We start from the raw sequence: 19,127 nt of genomic DNA, 5'->3' as shown, positions 1-19,127 counted from the left end.
TGCATTGTGAACTGTGCATTATGCATCAAAAAAGGAGAAGAGTATGGCAAAAAAGAATGAAAATATTATACCTAAAGATAATAATATAATTGGTATTCCTTTAGAAGAAGCAATGCCAGAGAATTATTTACCATATGCTATAGAAGTTGCTAAAGATAGAGCACTTCCTGATGTTAGAGATGGTCTTAAGCCTGTGCATAGAAGAATTTTATATGGTTCATATATGCTTAAGGCCTTTCCGGATAGACCTTATTATAAATCTGCAAGAATAGTTGGAGATATCTTAGGTAAGTATCACCCTCACGGTGATTCATCTGTATACGAATCTATGGTAATACTAGCTCAAGATTTCTCAACTAGGGCACCGTTAATTGAAGGTCACGGGAACTGGGGATCTATCGATGGTGATGGGGCTGCGGCTATGAGGTATACAGAGGCTAGATTATCTCCTATTGCAATGGAAATGCTAAGAGATATTGAAAAGGACACGGTAGAAATGGTTCCAAACTATTCTGATAGTGAAATGGAACCTAAAGTATTACCGAGTAGATATCCTAATTTATTAGTAAATGGAGCGTTTGGTATAGCTGTAGGGCTTGCAACTAATATACCTCCACATAATTTGGGAGAGGTAACAGAAGGAGTACTAGCATATATTGATAATAATGAAATAACTACTTCTGAACTTATGAAATATATAAAAGGACCAGACCTACCTACTGGAGGAATCTTAATAGGGGAAAAATCCATTTTATCAGCATATGAAACTGGTGAAGGAAAAGTAGCTTATAGAGCAAAAACTTCAATTGAAAAATTGGAAAATGGAAGAATGGGAATAATTATAACTGAATTCCCATACAGAAGAAATAAGTCTAGGATTCTCCAAACAATATCTGAAATGACAGGAGATAAGAGACATGCAAAAGCATTGGAATCTATAACAGATATTAGAGATGAGTCTGATAGAAGTGGAATAAGAGCTGTAATTGAATTAAAGAAAAATGCAGATGAAGATGTCGCAGATAAAGTTCTAAAATATTTGTTCAAGAAAACTGATTTACAATGTAACATAAGTTTTAACATGGTAGCCCTTGCAAATGGAAAGCCAGAAACTATGAGTTTAAAGGCTATAATAAGATATTATGTAGAGCACCAGAAAGAAATAATAACTAGAAGAACCCAAAAAGAACTTGATGTGGCAAAAAAGAGGCATCATATTGTTGAAGGATTTATTAAAGCTATAAGTGTTTTAGATGAAGTTATAGCAACCATTAGAAGTTCAAAGTCTAAAAAGGATGCATCGGAAAACTTGATAAGCAAATTTGGGTTTTCTGAGGCTCAAGCACAAGCTATATTAGAACTTATGCTATATAGATTAACTGGTCTTGAAATAGAAATATTTGAAAAAGAATATGCGCAGCTTGAGAAGCTTATAAAGAAACTAGAAAAGATTTTATCTAGCGAAAAAGAACTTTTGAAAGTTGTTAAAAGTGAATTAAAAGAAATAAGCGATAAGTACGGAAATGATAGAAGAACTGAAATTATACATGATGATAATGAAAGTAAAATTGATGTTGAAGAATTAATTATTGTAGAAGAAGTTATGATAACAATATCTAAAGATGGATTTGTAAAGAGAATACCATTAAAAAACTACAATAGATCTAGTTCTAATCCAGAAGATATTGAGTATAGAGAAGGAGATTCTTTAAAATATTTAATAAATTCTAATACTAAGGATACACTTCTTGTATTTACGGATAAAGGTTTTATGTACCAAACGAAGGGCATTAATATTCCTGAAATGAAATGGAAAGAAAAAGGGGATAGATTAGATGATATTATTAAATCCTTAAATCTTGATAATGAAAAGATAATTGCAGCGATATCCATAGATAATTTCAATCCTAGCAAAGCATTTAGATTTATAACAAAACATGGAGGAATTAAGTTAAGTTCTCTAGATAAATTCCAAACTGCATATGGTAAACTTCAAGCGTTAAAACTTAGAGATGGCGATGAGCTAATTGATGTATCAATGAGAGAATTGGAAGAAGAAGAGAAGTTCTTAAAAGTTAAGAGTAAACTAGGGTTGGAATTTACTCTTGAAATAAAAAATCTAGAGGAAACTGCTAGAAATATTTTACCTACTCAGCTATTTAATTTCTCAGAAGAGGATGAAATTAGTCAAGTAGAAGACACTAATGAAATTGAATATTTTGAATTAAGTGTTGGAGTTACGGATAAGAATAAGTTTAAATCCTATGATAGGATAAAAGAGGATTCGTTAAAAGTTAAAACAAATTCTTTAAAGGAATTGCTTATCTTTAGTAACAGGGGATATGTATATAAAATACCAGTATTTTTAATGAGAAATGTTTTAAATAAAGAAATAAATGTAGAAGCATTTATAGGTAAAATGGAAAAGGGAGAAAAGATAATAAGTTTGATTTCCATTGATTCTTATGATGAAGATTTAGGAGTATACACGTTTACGAAAAAAGGAATGGTTAAGAAAACATTGTTAAAAGAATTTGAAGGTGACTTCCTAAAGCAAGCATGCTATAAGTTTAAGTTTGAAGATGATGAAGTTGTATCTGTAGAAATGAATCAAATAAAGCTTGGACATTTAATCATGATAACTAAAAAAGGAATGGCAATAAGATTCCCGGTTGAAAATGTAAATATAATGGGTAAAATAGCTTCGGGAGTAACAGGAATAAGTTTAAGGGATGAAGATCAAGTTATTTTTGGAAAGTATCATAGCAATTACAGGAAAAGTGATGACAATAGCGTGATTTTATCTTCCGATAATACAAAAATTACACTTGTTTCTAAGGGTAAGGAAAAATCAGTAATGGATATAAGTGATATTAAACTTCAAAACAGAGCTGGAAGAGGAACAAGTATAATGATGGTCTCACTTGATGATGAAATAAAAGATGTACACATATAAAAGAGGTGCGAAGCACAACCAAGAACTTATAACTATAAAAAAGGTGCGAAGCACAATTAAGAACATAGCACATATAAAAAAGTGCGCACTGCTAAGAAGAGTGCGAAGCACAATGCGGAACTTATTAAGCATAACCAAGAACTTATAATTATAAAAAGTGAAAAGTACAAAAAAGAACATATTGCCAATAAAAAAAAGTGCGCACTGCTAAAAAGAGTGCGAAGAACAATGTGGAACTTATTAAACACAACTAGTTATGTTGTATATAAAATAAAAAATTTTGATTCTTACTTTTTAGCAAAGTGAGTGACTCACACATAATATATTATTATGTGTGAATCATTTATGGTAGTTGGTTACAAGAAAGTAAAGAAGATTATAGAGTGGAAAGTTCCAATTCTAACAATTAATTTGTGGTAGTTAAACAATAAATGGGGTATAATGTAGGTATAAATTGAAGAGAAGCAGAATGAGGGTGTTCTAAAAAATAGTTTAGGATATCCTCATTGTTTAGATTTAAGGAGGAATTGATATGAAGAAAGTATGCGTTTTATTAGCAGAAGGTTTTGAGGAAATAGAGGCTTTAACTGTATCTGATATAATAAGAAGGGCAGATGTAACTTGTGATTTAGTATCAATTGCAGAAAAGCAAGTTAAGTCAAGTCATGGTGTGGTAGTTCAGGCAGATAAGCTTTTTGATGAAAATATGGAATATGATTTAGTGGTAATACCAGGAGGAATTCCAGGAGCTACTAACTTAAGAGATGATGAGAGAGTAATAAAATTTGTTAAAAAGCAAAACAAAGAAGGAAAATTAATTGGAGCAATTTGTGCAGGACCAATAGTTCTTGGAAGAGCGGGAATCACAGAGGGAAGAAATATAACTTCTTATCCAGGATATGAAGATGAATTACCAAATTGTGAATATTTAGAAGATGCTGTAGTAGTTGATAAGAATATAGTAACTAGCAGAGGCCCAGCAACAGCGATGGCATTTGCATATAAGTTATTAGATATTCTTGGGTATGAGAATAAAGTAGAAAGTATTTCATCTGGTATGCTATATAAGATGTTTATAGGGTAAAAGTTATCAAATTTACTGGGAAAGTTTTCACTTTATTTCAGTATAAGAGAAATGAAAGATATGGAAATCTAAAGTATATAACCTCTAGGATCAAAGGTCTTAGGGGTATTGTTGCGGCATGCTGTGAGGGGAGAAGAAATGGCAGAAAGATGGTTTATAAAAAATATAAAAGCTGACTATAAATACATATCTAAAAAATATGCGCTTTCAGAATTAGTTAGCAGGCTTATAGTAAACAGAAATATTGTAAGCGATGAAATGATAAGGAGTTATATTAATCCTGATTTTGATAAATTTCATGAGGCTAGAGAGATGAAAGATTTAGAAAAATCAGTTGATATACTGCATGAGAAAATAAAATCTCAGAATAAGATACGAATTGTTGGAGATTACGATGTTGATGGTGTAATAAGTATTTATATTTTATACTCAGCTTTAAAAAGGTGCAATGCAAATGTAGATTATGAAATTCCAGATAGAATAAAAGATGGATATGGAATTAATATGAATATTATAAGGCAGGCAAAAGAAGATGGGGTTGATACCATACTAACTTGCGATAATGGTATATCCGCTATAGACCAAATAAAATACGCAAAAGAATTAGGAATTACTGTAATAGTTACAGATCATCATGATATACCATTTGTTGAGAAAGAAAATAACGTCAGAGAATTCATAAGCTTAAGCGCTGATGCAGTAGTAAATCCAAAGCAAAGTGAATGTAATTATAAATTTAAACAATTGTGTGGAGCGGGCGTAGCATTTAAGCTAGTAGAGGTTCTTTATGATGCTTTTAATATAGATAAAAAAGAATGCTATAAATTCATAGAATTTTTAGCAATAGCCACAGTTTGCGATGTTGTAGATTTGGTAGATGAGAATAGGATATTTGTTAAAAAGGGATTAGAGCTTATTAACAGCACAACTAACTTAGGCTTACAAGAATTAATAAGAGAATGCGAATTAACAGAAAAAACTTTATCGGTATATCATCTTGGATTTATTATAGGGCCATGTATAAATGCTTCAGGGAGGCTAGATTCGGCTAAAAGAGGATTGGAATTATTGCTCTCAGATGACGAAGAGGAAGCAGTAAGGCTCGCAAAAGAGTTAGTTAAGCTGAATGAAGAGAGAAAAGATATGACTATGAAGGGTGTTGAGGCCGCTGTTGAAATTATAGAAAAAAGTGGAATGATAAATGATAAGGTATTTGTTATTTATATACCTGATATACATGAAAGTTTAGCAGGTATAATAGCAGGAAGAATAAAAGAAAAATATAATGTTCCAACTTTGGTGATAACAAAAGCGGAACATGGTGTGAAGGGTTCAGGAAGATCAATAGAAGAATACAATATGTTTGAAGAGCTTATTAAGTGTAAGGACCTGCTTGAAAAATTTGGTGGACACCCTATGGCAGCAGGTTTTTCGTTAAAGGAAGAAAATATAGATGAATTTAGGCGAAGATTAAATGAGAATACAGTTTTAAAAGACGAGGATTTATTGAGAAAAGTTACCATAGACTCGGTTTTGCCACTTGATGATATAAATTACGATGTGATAAATGATTTGGAAAGATTAGAGCCTTTTGGTAAATCAAACTCTAAACCATTGTTTGCTGAGAAAAATATTAATTTATTAAGGGCAACAATACTTGGGAAGAATAGGAATGTGCTAAAATTAAAACTCAAGACCAGGATGAATAAAGCTCTGGATGCTATTTATTTTGGGGATATTGAAAAATTTGAGGAAGAAGTTAGCAATAAATATGGAAACGAAGAATTGCAAAAACTTTATAATGGAGAATACAATCATGTAAACCTTGATTTAGTATTTTATCCAAGTATTAATGAATATAATGGTAATACTACTATACAAATTGTAGTACAAAACTATAGATAAAGATATAAAGTTTTTTAGCTAAGCATAAAAAAATGTTATAAACTTAAAATTACATATCATAAATTTTGAGTGATTATAAGAAAGGATGATAGTTTTTGGCTAAGTATAAAATAATAATGACAGGGGGAGGAACTGCTGGTCACGTTACTCCTAATCTGGCTTTAGTTCCTAAATTAAAGCAAAAGGACTTTGAGATAAAATATATCGGAAGTTTTGACGGCATTGAAAAAGAAATAATAACTAAAAACAATATACCTTTTTTCGGAATTTCGTGCGGGAAATTACGAAGATATTTTGATGTGAAAAATTTTACTGATCCATTCAAAATTTTAAAGGGAATTGCTCAAGCACTAAAAATATTATCAAAAGAAAAACCAGATGTGATTTTTTCAAAGGGGGGGTTTGTAGCTGTTCCAGTTGTAATAGCAGCATCTATTAAAAAAATACCAGTGGTTGCACATGAATCAGATATGACTCCAGGGCTTGCAAATAAACTTTCGGCACCATTTTGTGATAAACTATGTGTCACATTTAGAGAAAGTCTAAAGTTTGTAAAGGATGATAAAGGAGTACTTACAGGAAGCCCAATCAGAGAAGAAATACTTAACGGAGATAAGACTAGAGGAAAAAAAATATGTGAATTTTCTGACAATAAGGAGATTCTCTTTATTATGGGGGGGAGTCTAGGTTCTAAGCTCATAAATGAAGAAATAAGAAAAAATCTAGATAAGCTTTTAAAAGATTTTAATATAATTCATATTTGCGGAAAAGGTAATGTAGATAATAATTTTTTAAATAAAAAAGGGTATAAGCAATTTGAATATGTAACCGAAGAATTGCCTGACCTTATGAAGGCTTGTGATTATATAATTTCAAGAGCAGGTGCTAATTCTATATTTGAATTTCTAGCATTAAAAAAACCAACACTATTAATACCACTTTCAAAAAAGGCAAGTAGAGGGGATCAAATATTAAATGCTAAGTCGTTTGAAAAAGAAGGGTATTCATTAATGCTGCAAGAAGAAGAAATTAAAAATAATGTATTATATGAAAAAGTTCTTGAGCTAAAAAAAAGAAAAGATGAATTAATTAATAATATTGAAAAGAGTCAAGCCAAAAGCGGTGTTGAAGCAATAATAAACGTATTATTAAGAAGTGTTAAGATAAAAAAATAATTTATTAAATTTGTAATTATTATTTAAATAAAGCACAAATTATACAATCAAATCTTGCAAAAAAAAATATGTGAGATATAATAAAAGAGTAAGTTCATTTTAGTGAAAACATAAGTTAATTATTTAACAAGAAGATGAGGTGCATTACAATGAAAAAAGTTTCAATCATTTATTGGAGTTGTGGAGGAAATATAGAAGCACTTGCGAACACTATGGCAGATGGTGCTAGGGAGCAAGGAGCGGAAGTAAGTGTGAAGCACGTTGCAGATGCCACATTGGAAGATGTTTTAGAAGCTGATTCTATTGCTTTTGGAAGTCCAGCAGTAGATGCCACTAAAATCGAACAGGAAGAAATGAAACCATTTTTAGATCAATTACAAAACTATAGAGATGTAAACATAAATAAAAATTGTATTTTATTTGCAACTTACGGGTGGATTGAAGATACTTTTATGAAATTATGGAAAGATGAAATGTCATCTTATGGTTTTAATGTAATTGGAGATTTAACAATTAAAGATTCACCAACTAAAACGCAGGCAAACATTATTAAACAATTAGGAAAAAAACTAGTTAATTAATATAAGGTTTGTCATATTGTTTCGTGCGTCTATTGTTAAAAATCTCTTAAGATAAATATTAATATGTTTATTAGGTGGTCTTTAAGACTAACTTATTAATAAATTTAAATTACTAATTTATGTTTAAAATTAGAAAGAGGGGTCAACGCGATGAGAAAAATGAAAACTATGGATGGTAATACTGCAGCAGCTCATATAGCATATGCTTTTACAGAAGTTTCTGCAATATATCCAATCACACCATCATCACCAATGGCAGAACACGTAGATGAATGGGTAGCACAAGGAAGAAAAAATATTTTTGGACAACCTGTTAAAGTTATGGAAATGCAATCAGAAGCTGGTGCTGCTGGTGCAGTTCACGGATCTTTACAAGCTGGAGCATTAACAACAACTTTCACTGCTTCACAAGGTTTATTATTAATGATACCAAACATGTATAAAATTGCTGGTGAAATGTTACCAGGAGTATTCCATGTATCAGCTAGAGCATTAGCTACTTCTGCTTTAAACATATTTGGAGATCACCAAGACGTTATGGCAGCAAGACAAACTGGTTTTGCAATGCTTGCAGAAGGATCAGTACAAGAAGTTATGGACTTAGCAGCAGTTGCTCATTTAACTGCAATTAAGACAAGAATTCCATTCTGTAATTTCTTCGATGGATTCAGAACATCTCATGAAGTTCAAAAAATTGAAGTTCTTGAATATGATGAATTAGCTAAATTAGTAGATTGGGATTCAGTTTCTGCTTTCAGAGCTAGAGCTTTAAATCCAAATCATCCTGTAACTAGAGGTACTGCACAAAACGCAGACGTATACTTCCAAGAAAGAGAAGCAGTAAACAAATTCTACAATGAATTACCAGAAACTGTTGAAGGTTACATGGCTGAAATTACTAAATTAACTGGTAGAGAATATCACTGTTTCGATTACTATGGAGCACCAGATGCTGATAGAGTAATCATAGCTATGGGTTCTGCTACTGATGTTTGTGAAGAAACTATAGATTACTTAAATGCTAACGGAGAAAAAGTTGGTGTTGTTAAAGTAAGATTATTCAGACCATTCTCAAATGAAAGATTATTAGCAGCTATTCCAAAGACAGTTAAGAAAATTGCTGTATTAGATAGAACTAAAGAACCAGGATCAACTGGGGAACCATTATACTTAGATGTAAGAAATGCATTCTATGGCCAAGCTGATGCACCACTTGTTGTTGGTGGAAGATTTGGTTTAGGTTCAAAGGATCCAAATCCAGGTCACATTGCTGCAGTTTATGAAAACTTAGCACAAGCTGAACCAAAGAACGGATTCACAATCGGAATCAAAGATGACGTTACAAACACTTCATTAGAAGTTCATGTAGATATAGATGCTACTCCAGAAGGAACTACAGCTTGTAAGTTCTGGGGATTAGGATCAGACGGTACTGTTGGAGCTAACAAGAGCGCAATCAAGATTATCGGAGATAATACTGATATGTATGCTCAAGCATACTTCTTCTATGATTCAAAGAAATCAGGTGGAATTACAGTATCTCACTTAAGATTTGGTAAGAAAGCTATTAAGTCACCATACTTAATAAACAAAGCAGACTTTGTTTCATGTTCTAACCAATCATACATCCACAAATACAATGTACTTGAAGGATTAAAACCAGGTTCAACATTCTTATTAAACACTATCTGGACTCCAGAAGAATTAGAAGAAAAATTACCTGCATCATACAAGAGATTCTTAGCAAACAACAACATTAAGTTCTATACTATTAATGCTGTAGGAATTGCTCAAGAAATCGGTCTTGGCGGAAGAATCAACATGATAATGCAATCAGCTTTCTTCAAGTTAGCTAACATTATTCCAGTTGAAGATGCTATTAAGCACTTAAAAGATTCAGTTGTAACTTCTTATGGTAAGAAGGGTGAAAAAGTTGTTAATATGAACAACGCTGCTATCGATAAAGGTGTTGAATCTATTGTTGCAATCAATATTCCAGAAGCTTGGAAGACTGCACAAGATGAAGCAGCTGAAGAAATCAAGCATGCAACTAAATTTGTTAAAGATATAGTTATCCCAATGAACAGACAAGAAGGAGATCAACTTCCTGTATCTGCATTTGCAGGAATGGAAGATGGTACATTTGAAGCAGGTACTGCAGCATTCGAAAAGAGAGGAATTGCAGTAAATGTTCCTGAATGGGATAAAGAAAAATGTATTCAATGTAACCAATGTTCATATGTATGTCCACATGCTGTAATAAGACCATTCTTATTAACAGAAGCTGAAAAGAATGCTGCTCCAGAATCAGTTAAAGCAGTTGCAGCTAAAGCATTAAAGACTGAAGAACCATTATTCTATGCTATGGGTATTTCTCCATTAGATTGTAGTGGATGTGGAAACTGTGCTCAAGTATGTCCTGCTCCAGGAAAAGCATTAGTTATGCAACCACAAGAAAGCCAACATGTAAATATTCCAGCTTGGGATTACTTAGTACATGATATTTCAGTTAAGAAGAACCCAATGAGCGTAAACACAGTTAAAGGAAGCCAATTTGAACAACCATTACTTGAGTTCTCAGGAGCTTGTGCAGGTTGTGGAGAAACTCCATATGCTAAGCTTATAACTCAATTATTTGGTGACAGAATGATGATTGCTAACGCAACAGGATGTTCATCAATTTGGGGTGGATCAGCTCCTTCAACTCCATATACAACTAACAAAGAAGGACATGGTCCAGCTTGGGCTAATTCATTATTCGAAGATAATGCTGAATATGGATTTGGTATGTTCTTAGGAGTTAAAGCTATAAGAGAAAGATTAGCTGAAAAAGCTGAAGCTGCTATAGCTGCAAATGATCCAGCAAAAGCTGAAATACAAGATTGGTTAGATAATATAGATGAAGGTGCTGGAACTAGAGATAGAGCTGCTAAATTAGTTGCTGCTTTAGAAAAATCTGGTACTGAAATAGCTAAAGAAATGTTAGCTGAAAAAGACTACTTCGTTAAGAGATCACAATGGATCTTCGGAGGAGACGGTTGGGCATACGATATCGGATACGGTGGAGTTGACCACGTATTAGCTTCAGGAGAAGACGTAAATATATTTGTATTTGATACAGAAGTTTACTCAAATACAGGAGGACAATCTTCTAAATCTACTCCAACTGCTGCAATAGCTAAATTTGCTGCATCTGGTAAGAAGACTAAGAAGAAAGACCTTGGAATGATGGCTATGACTTATGGTTATGTATATGTAGCTCAAGTTAATATGGGAGCTGATAAGAACCAAGTTCTTAAAGCAATCGCAGAAGCTGAAGCTTACAAAGGACCATCATTAATAATCGGTTATGCACCATGTATCAACCACGGATTAAGAATTGGTATGGGTAACAGCCAAGAAGAAGCTAAGAGAGCTACAGCTAGTGGATACTGGCAAATGTACAGATTCAACCCAGAATTAAAAGATGCTGGAAAGAATCCATTCTCATTAGATTCAAAAGAACCAACTGCAGACTTCAAGGAATTCTTAATGGGAGAAGTTAGATACTCTTCATTAGCTAAAGCATTCCCAGAACAAGCAGAAGCTTTATTTGAAAAGACTAAGAAAGATGCTATGGACAGATTAGAAGGATACAAGAAATTAGCTAATCAACAATAGTAATTAAAATATTGAAATAACTAAATTTGCGCAAAAAGAGGAGTCACTTCTTTGTAGAAATTATTCTATAAGAAGTGACTTCTTTTTTTGTTTACTGTGAAATTGCATTGGTGAATAATATTGATGATTATGAATTTGGAGCAAATAAAATATAAAGAAGCTGATGTAGGAGGTTAGTTTCAAAAGAAAATGAAAGGAAAAAATATTATATATATATGTTGCAAAAATAATTCTTCATCACAATTCTAAAAATAGTGCAAGAATTTCAGCCGTAATTGTGAATTGTGAAATGTGCATTGTGAATTGCAACATATATATAACATTTAATTTGTAATAATTGTAATTTTAATTGAATTTTTAAGAATTGAATATTTTTGAGTATACATAATTAGAATATTTATTAAAATTACTTTACAATTTTTTTATTTAAGGGTTTTAATTTTGATGATTTAAGGGTAAAATTAATTAAGAACCAAAAGGAGGTTGAAACATGGAAAAAGATTTAGAAAAATGTGGATGCAATAGTGAAGAAGGAAGTTGTGGATGTGGTGGACATCACCATGATGAAGATCATGAATGTGGATGCGGATGCAATGATGAAGAAAACTTCGTTATAGATTTAGAAGATGAAAATGGAAATGTAGTTACATGCCCTATAATCGACGAATTTGAATATGAAGGAAAAGCATATTATTTAGCTCAAAATCCAGAAGAAGATTCAGTTTATCTTTTCAGACTTGATGAAGATGAACTTGTTGTTCCGGATGAAGAAGAATTTGATAGAGTATCAGCTTATTATCAAAATGAATTAGTAGGCGAAGAATAAGAAGTTAAAGACTTTAGTAATTTATTACTAAGGTCTTTTGTTTAATATGTCTTAAATATTCCATATTGTTTACAATTCAATATATTAATGATATATTTTTATTATGTGACAAAAGTATATATAAATGAATTAGAAAATTTTCTATAATTCATTTTAAGGTCAAAATTGGAGGGAAAAAGCAATGCAATTATCTAAAAAAGCGGGGAATATCACACCATCAATTACATTGGCAATCACAGCTAAAGCTAATGAACTAAAAAGTCAAGGGGTTGATGTAGTAAGTTTTGGAGCAGGGGAACCAGACTTTAATACACCAGAAAACATAATTCAAGCAGCTATAAAAGCCATGAATGATGGAAAAACTAAGTATACTCCAGCAGGAGGGTTATTAGAATTAAAAACTACTATATGTAATAAGTTTAAAAATGATAATAACTTAGAGTATAAGCCAAGCCAAATAATAATTTCTACAGGTGCAAAACAATGTCTTGCAAATGTGTTTATGGCAACTTTGAATCCAGGAGATGAAGTATTAATTCCTGTACCATATTGGGTTAGTTATCCTGAATTAGTGAAATTAGCTGATGGGGTTCCGGTATTTGTTGAAACATTAAAAGAAAATAATTATAAATATACAGTTGCTGATTTAGAAAAAGCTTTAACTAGTAAAACTAAGGCGCTTTTATTAAACAGCCCTAATAATCCTACAGGAACAATTTATCACGAAGATGAATTGTTGGAAATTGCTAATTTTGCAAAAGAACATGATTTATTAATTATATCAGATGAAATTTATGAAAAGCTAATATATGATGGAGAAAAGCACATAAGTATAGCAGCATTAAATGAAGATGCCTATGAAAGAACCGTAGTAATAAACGGCGTTTCTAAGACATATGCAATGACTGGGTGGAGACTAGGGTATGCAGCTGCAAGTGAAAGTATAACTAAGCTTATGACAAGCATTCAAAGTCACATGACATCCAATGTAAATACAATAGCTCAATATGCTGCAATAGAGGCATTAAATGGTCCAGTAGAAGATTTAAACAATATGATTAAAGAATTTGAGAACAGAAGAAATTTCATGATATATAAATTAGAAAAGTTAAACGAAATATCAATTATAAAACCTAATGGGGCATTTTATATAATGGTTAATATATCTTCTTACTTGAATACTACGTTTAAGGATCAAACTATTAACAACTCTGTAGATTTTGCAAAAGTATTACTAGAAGAAGAGAAAGTTGCAGTAATACCAGGTGCTGGATTTGGTTTAGATGATTATATAAGATTATCATATGCGACATCTATGGATATAATAGAAACTGGAATAGATAGAATTTCAACATTTTTAAGCAAAATTAAATAATGTATATAGATAACCCAACTAAGACCTGAACTTATGCATATAACTCGCCGAAATGAGAATTATGCTGTTGTTCCAGTTTCTAAGGAAATTATGATGGATGATTCTAAGCTCACAAGTTGCACCCAAGATGCTAGCCTCAAAGGCAAGCGCTCACAGAGAAAGTTCGAAGAACGAAATATAAAATTTCGATTCTCACTTTTTGAACTAGCATACTTGGAACAACTTTTAATCTAAGAATCAAAGCCATCAAATTCCTAATGAAACATTTCATATTATGACCCTTGTGGTTACAAAAGCATAATTCTTATTTCTAGTTGGGATATATTTCATAGTATAAATCTAACTTAAAGTTGGGTTATCTATAGAATAAAACAACTATAATCTATACTTATGTATATTACTCATTTCTTATTTCTGATTGGAATATATTTCATAGTCTAAGTATAGTTATAGTTTATGATTTTGGTAAGTTATCACATAAACCTAGTTTTAAAGTTGTTTATTTATAGTAAATATGAAGAAAGAATATTATGGTTAGAATTGATTCCTAATTTTTGTATATATGTTGCAAAGATAGTTCCTCATCATAATTCTAAAAATATAGCGAAAATTTTAGCTGTAATTGTGCAGTGTGAATTATAACATATATATTTACGATTTTCTTGTAATAATTAAGATTATTATTACTTAAAATAAACTAGTGACAAAAAAATAATAATGAAAATTAAATTTAAAGAAAAGCCTAAGGATTTTTAACCAAAATTAATCATTAATAATATTTAGCTCTAAACACTTAATGATTTAAAGTAAAGTTAAGTGATATTTTTGAGTGTTAAGAATTAAATATTAAAAAGGTAGGTATTTGTGTTTTGAAGAAACTAGCTATATTTGACATAGATTATACCATTACTAAAAAAGAAACTTTGATGGAGTTATTTAAGTATGTAATTAAAAAAGATAAAAAAAACCTTAGATTTTTACCGAGAGCTGTATACTGTGGAATTATGTATGTAATTGGAATATACGATGAGAGAAAAGTAAAAGAGACATTTTTAAGGTTTATAGATGGGATTAAAGAAGAGGAGCTAGCAGAACTTGTTAAAGAGTTTTATGATGAAAGGCTAAAAAATATTTTATATGATGATGCATTGAAAATGATGAAAAAACTTAAAAATGAGGGGTATGATATATACTTAATTTCAGCATCTCCTGAATTTTACGTTAATGAATTTTATAATATAAAAGAAGTTGATAAAGTAATAGGAACTAAATTTGGATTTGAAAATGGAACTTTCGTAAGAAAAATGGTAGGGAATAACTGCAAGGGAGAAGAGAAGGTTAGAAGATTGAACGAAATACTTAAAGATGAAAAAATTGAGGTGGACTTTAAGGAATCGTATATGTTTTCTGATTCTTTATCAGATAAACCATTATTGGATCTAGTAGGTAAGCCATATTTAATAAACTATAAAAAGAATCATGATATAGAGATACTAAGATGGAAATAAAATATAGATTAAGATATCAGTCTTATTAAGAAATGAAATTGATTTGATTACATAGTATAAGCTGTGTTAAAGAATTTACATCAGTATATGATTAAAGTTTAGGCTTATAGAATTAATAATATTAATTTAATATTACAGATTATATATATAATATATATGCATTGCAAAATGATTCTTTATCATGATTCTAAAAATATTGCAGGAATTTTAGCAATGATTTTGAATTGTGAATTGCAATATCTATATATAGTAGAAAGGGATGGCAAGGTATGGAAGATAAAATAATTTATGAAGTTTTAAGAGTAATAAATAGAAAGCCAATTTTTCTAGAAAGTCATTTAAAAAGAATGAAAAATTCTTTTAATTTAATTAATGAAGAATTTTTAGTAAGTTACGAAGAAATAAGTAAGGAAATTGATGTTCTAATAGAAAGTGAAAATAAACCTGAAGGAAATATAAAAATAACATTTGGAGTAAATGAAAAAAAGCTAAGGGTATTTTTTATTGAACATTCATATCCATCTGATGAAATGTATAAGAATGGTGTTAACACTATACTTTATTTTGGAGAAAGAGAAAATCCTAATGCGAAAATAATAAATGATAGCTTTAGAGAAAAGGTTAATAAAGAGATAAAGGATAATAATGCATATGAAGCTATTTTAGTCGATTCAAATGGGCATATAACAGAAGGCAGCAGATCAAATATTTTCATGGTTAAAGGAAATAAACTTCTTACATCGCCTGTAAAGGCTGTATTGCCGGGAGTAACTAGAGGAGAAATAATAGATATTGCAAACAAAGTTGGGATTGAAGTCGAGGAAGTAGAATATAAATATTCTGATATAGATAAATTGGATGGAATGTTTATTTCGGGTACATCTCCTAAAATATTACCAATAAAAACAGTAAATAGCATAAATTTTAATGTAGATAATAACTTGATTAGAAAATTGATGAAAGAATATGATAATGAGATAGAAATGTATATAAAAAATCATTAAAATTAAGTTAATTTGTATTTTCATGTAAAATAATATAGATTAATATAAATAATGGATATAAAATTAAAATAGGCTGTGGTATACTTAGATAAAGGAGTATTTTTAGGGGGAGATATTTATGGACTTGAAGTTTTCTGGATCATCCTTAAATGAATGTCTTGAAAAAGCATCTTCTGAATTAAATCTTTCGAAAGAAGCTTTAAAATATAGAATAATTAAGGAAGAAAAGAAGTTTTTTAGAAAGAAAGTAGAGATAGAAATAATAGAAGTTGACGAAAGTAAGAGCAGCATTGAAGAAAAGGAAATAATTGAAGAATTACCAGAAACTAAAGAGGAATTTGGAGCTAAGATTGAGAATGGGAAAATAATAATAACAGAATCCAATAATAAAGATGAAATTATTACTATAAAAACTTGTCCGGGTGTAATTTTAATTATTAATGGGCAAAAATGTGATGGAATAACTCCTGTAACATCACGAGATAAAATTGAATATAAATTTGAAGAGAACGAGCCGACAAGAAACATAGATATATCAATTACAGATGATAAAATGGAGGCATATGTTGATATAAAATCAATCCCAGCTCATATATATGAATTAGTTGACCAAGAATATCAAAAAAATTTGACAATCAAAAAGAAGAATGTTGATGATAAATATCCACCAAAATATACAGTAAAAGAATTAAAAGAGTTGCTAAAGAGTAATGGAATTAAATATGGAATTATTGAAAAAGAATTAGGGACTATGTGTAATGAACATAATATAGAAAAAAAAATAGTTGCAAAAGGAATACCAGCAGTAGATGACATTCCTGATGAGATTCAAGTTTTGTTTCACGATTCTGAAGAACTAATTCATTACAAAGACTCAGAAGAAAAAGTCGATTATAGAAATAGATTTCAAATTGCAAATGTTAAAGCTGGAGACGTTATAGGCAGAATAGTACCTGGAAAATCAGGAAGTGATGGACAAGATGTATTTGGTACTGCTGTTAAAAGAAAGACTTTTAAAAAGACTGGAGTAAGGCTTGGAGAGGGATGTAAACTTGAAAATAATGACATTATAGCAACATCAGAAGGCAAGCCAGCTTATAAAGCAAATACGTTTGTAGTAAATAAATTATACAAAGTAGATCAAGTAGATTTAAAAAGCGGAAATATAGATTTTGTTGGTAATGTTGAAGTTGTTGGTAATGTTTTAGAAGGAATGGAAGTTAAGGCAGGGAATGAGCTTCATGTTGGCAAAAATGTAGAATCTGCAATACTCAGATCTTCAGGAGAAATTTTTATAGGCGGAAATATATTGAATTCAACAGTGACAGCTGGATGTGAAAATGTTGAGAAAAAGCAGTATTTAGAAAGTTTGAAGAGTCTAGCTAATATTATTGATGATTTAGTTGAGTCAACAGTGCAAGTAAAAGAACATAACTTACTAGGTTCAAAGAAAGATGGAGAAATAATTAAAATATTAATAGAGAATAAGTTCAAATCACTACCTAAGATATGTAGAAATATTTTGAATTATAATATGTCTGAAGGAATTCAGCATAGTGATGTTACAACATTTATAATAAATAAACTATTGGGCTTGGGCCCACTTAAAATAAATAATATTAATGAATTTGACATTTTTAAGGAATTGTTAGATGAAGAAATTTGTGAAATAGAAGATTTGATGGTGATTCCTACAAATGTCCATTTAGCATATGCTCAAGGGTCAACCATAGAAGCATCAGGAAGTATTTTTATAACAGGTAAGGGACAGTATACATGCAACATAATAGCATTGGAAAATATAGAGTTTACCAGTGAAAAAGCTGTTTGTAGAGGGGGCACACTTTCGGCTGGATCTGAAATAAAATTAAAGACAGTGGGAAGTGCAGCTGGAGTTAGTACTGTTTTAAAAGTCTCTAAAAAAGGAAGAATTACAGCTGATATAGCTTATAACAATACTATTTTCTGCTTTGGAGAAAAACAAATTATGTTAGAAGTTTCTTCTAAAAATGTAGAGGCATATATAGATAAAACTGGAGAAATAACAATTGATAAATTTATACTATAGGAGGGTTCAAAGTAATGTCAAGTAATGATGTGAAAATTTTAATATTTGGATTAAATGGAGAGCATTACGCAACAGATATAAAAGAAGTTGAGAGGATTTTAGGATATGAAGAGCCAACAATTCTTCCTGATTCGCCTAGTTTTGTAAAGGGAGTAATAAATTATGAACAAAGTATACTTCCAATAATTAGCTTATCCAAAAAGTTTAATTTTGGAGAAGATGAAGAAAATGAAAATAGAAAAATAATAGTTGTAAAAAGAGATGAAAATAAATTCGGAATTATTGTAGAAAATGTTTACGAAGTGCGAGATGTTAGTAGTGATTTAATGGAAGAAGCACCTCCTATAACAGCAACAATAGACAAAAGATATATAGCAGGTTTAATAAAATTAAAGGATAATATAGTTATTTTATTAGACTTAGAAAAGATACTGTCTTCAGAGGATGAAGAAAAAATCTTTTAGGGGGTAAAGATGGTAAGTGCAGAAGTAAAAGTTGGAATAGCTGATCTAAATTTAGTACTCGACCCAGGAACAATAATGACAATAGGACTCGGATCATGTATAGGAATCGCCTTATATGATAGGGCAGTTAAGGTGGCAGGATTAGCACATATAATGCTTCCTGATAGTACACAATTTAAAAGTAGTACAAACCCCATGAAATTTGCAGATTTAGCTATTCCACTACTAATTGATAAAATGGAAAAGCAAGGGTGTAAAAAGAGAAATCTCGTAGCTAAAATAGCTGGAGGAGCTTCAATGTTTAATTTTTCTGATAAGAGCATAATAAGCGATATTGGAAAAAGGAATAGTGATGCAGTGAAGAAAAGCTTAAAAGAGGAATCTATTCCTATAATTGCTGAGGAGATAGGTGGAAATAAAGGTAGAACTATGATCCTTTACGCTAGTGATGGAAAAGTAATACTTAAAGTTGTAGGGCATGGAATTGTAGAATTGTAAAATAAAAAGAGAGGTGTGATTAG

At 30.7% G+C, this 19,127-nt stretch carries 13 protein-coding genes; all 13 read left to right on the top strand.

Annotation, left to right across the window (positions count from 1 at the left end):
* The first annotated feature begins 43 nt into the window (after positions 1-43).
* A complete protein-coding gene (locus tag PZA12_RS21230) occupies positions 44-2,956 on the top strand; it encodes a DNA topoisomerase IV subunit A (RefSeq protein ID WP_103697591.1) in 2,913 nt (970 codons plus the stop codon).
* Positions 2,957-3,488: 532 nt separating this feature from the next.
* Positions 3,489-4,040 (top strand): DJ-1 family glyoxalase III, encoded by a 552-nt coding sequence (locus tag PZA12_RS21225; RefSeq protein WP_041899802.1) that lies wholly within the window; start codon positions 3,489-3,491, stop codon positions 4,038-4,040.
* A 138-nt stretch (positions 4,041-4,178) separates the two neighbouring features.
* On the top strand, positions 4,179-5,945 hold the full coding sequence (gene recJ / locus PZA12_RS21220; protein WP_078114517.1) for a single-stranded-DNA-specific exonuclease RecJ: 1,767 nt from the start codon (positions 4,179-4,181) through the stop codon (positions 5,943-5,945).
* Positions 5,946-6,040: 95 nt separating this feature from the next.
* Positions 6,041-7,120 carry an undecaprenyldiphospho-muramoylpentapeptide beta-N-acetylglucosaminyltransferase gene (locus PZA12_RS21215; protein ID WP_103697590.1) on the top strand — a complete coding sequence of 360 codons (1,080 nt, stop codon included), beginning with the start codon at positions 6,041-6,043 and terminating at the stop codon, positions 7,118-7,120.
* A 149-nt stretch (positions 7,121-7,269) separates the two neighbouring features.
* Positions 7,270-7,701 (top strand): flavodoxin domain-containing protein, encoded by a 432-nt coding sequence (locus PZA12_RS21210; RefSeq protein WP_017211285.1) that lies wholly within the window; start codon positions 7,270-7,272, stop codon positions 7,699-7,701.
* Between the two features lie 150 nt (positions 7,702-7,851).
* The gene (gene nifJ / locus PZA12_RS21205) at positions 7,852-11,361 is read left to right on the top strand and encodes a pyruvate:ferredoxin (flavodoxin) oxidoreductase (protein WP_077840372.1); all 3,510 of its coding nucleotides are present in this window, start codon (positions 7,852-7,854) and stop codon (positions 11,359-11,361) included.
* Positions 11,362-11,851: 490 nt separating this feature from the next.
* The gene (locus PZA12_RS21200; RefSeq protein ID WP_012060474.1) at positions 11,852-12,187 is read left to right on the top strand and encodes a DUF1292 domain-containing protein; all 336 of its coding nucleotides are present in this window, start codon (positions 11,852-11,854) and stop codon (positions 12,185-12,187) included.
* Between the two features lie 181 nt (positions 12,188-12,368).
* The gene (locus PZA12_RS21195; protein WP_077840371.1) at positions 12,369-13,562 is read left to right on the top strand and encodes a pyridoxal phosphate-dependent aminotransferase; all 1,194 of its coding nucleotides are present in this window, start codon (positions 12,369-12,371) and stop codon (positions 13,560-13,562) included.
* Positions 13,563-14,431: 869 nt separating this feature from the next.
* On the top strand, positions 14,432-15,070 hold the full coding sequence (locus PZA12_RS21190) for an HAD family hydrolase (RefSeq protein ID WP_103697589.1): 639 nt from the start codon (positions 14,432-14,434) through the stop codon (positions 15,068-15,070).
* A gap of 269 nt (positions 15,071-15,339) precedes the next feature.
* Positions 15,340-16,074 (top strand): aminotransferase class IV, encoded by a 735-nt coding sequence (locus PZA12_RS21185; protein WP_103697588.1) that lies wholly within the window; start codon positions 15,340-15,342, stop codon positions 16,072-16,074.
* A gap of 118 nt (positions 16,075-16,192) precedes the next feature.
* A complete protein-coding gene (locus PZA12_RS21180; protein WP_103697587.1) occupies positions 16,193-18,142 on the top strand; it encodes a flagellar assembly protein A in 1,950 nt (649 codons plus the stop codon).
* A gap of 14 nt (positions 18,143-18,156) precedes the next feature.
* Complete coding sequence (locus PZA12_RS21175; RefSeq protein WP_103697586.1) at positions 18,157-18,606, top strand: chemotaxis protein CheW; 450 nt, start codon at positions 18,157-18,159, stop codon at positions 18,604-18,606.
* A gap of 9 nt (positions 18,607-18,615) precedes the next feature.
* A complete protein-coding gene (locus PZA12_RS21170; protein ID WP_077840528.1) occupies positions 18,616-19,104 on the top strand; it encodes a chemotaxis protein CheD in 489 nt (162 codons plus the stop codon).
* Positions 19,105-19,127 lie beyond the last annotated feature (23 nt).

This window comes from Clostridium beijerinckii, from assembly GCF_036699995.1.
In the GTDB taxonomy this organism is placed as follows: Bacteria; Bacillota; Clostridia; order Clostridiales; family Clostridiaceae; genus Clostridium; species Clostridium helianthi.
This window is presented reverse-complemented; position numbering and strand designations above follow the sequence as displayed.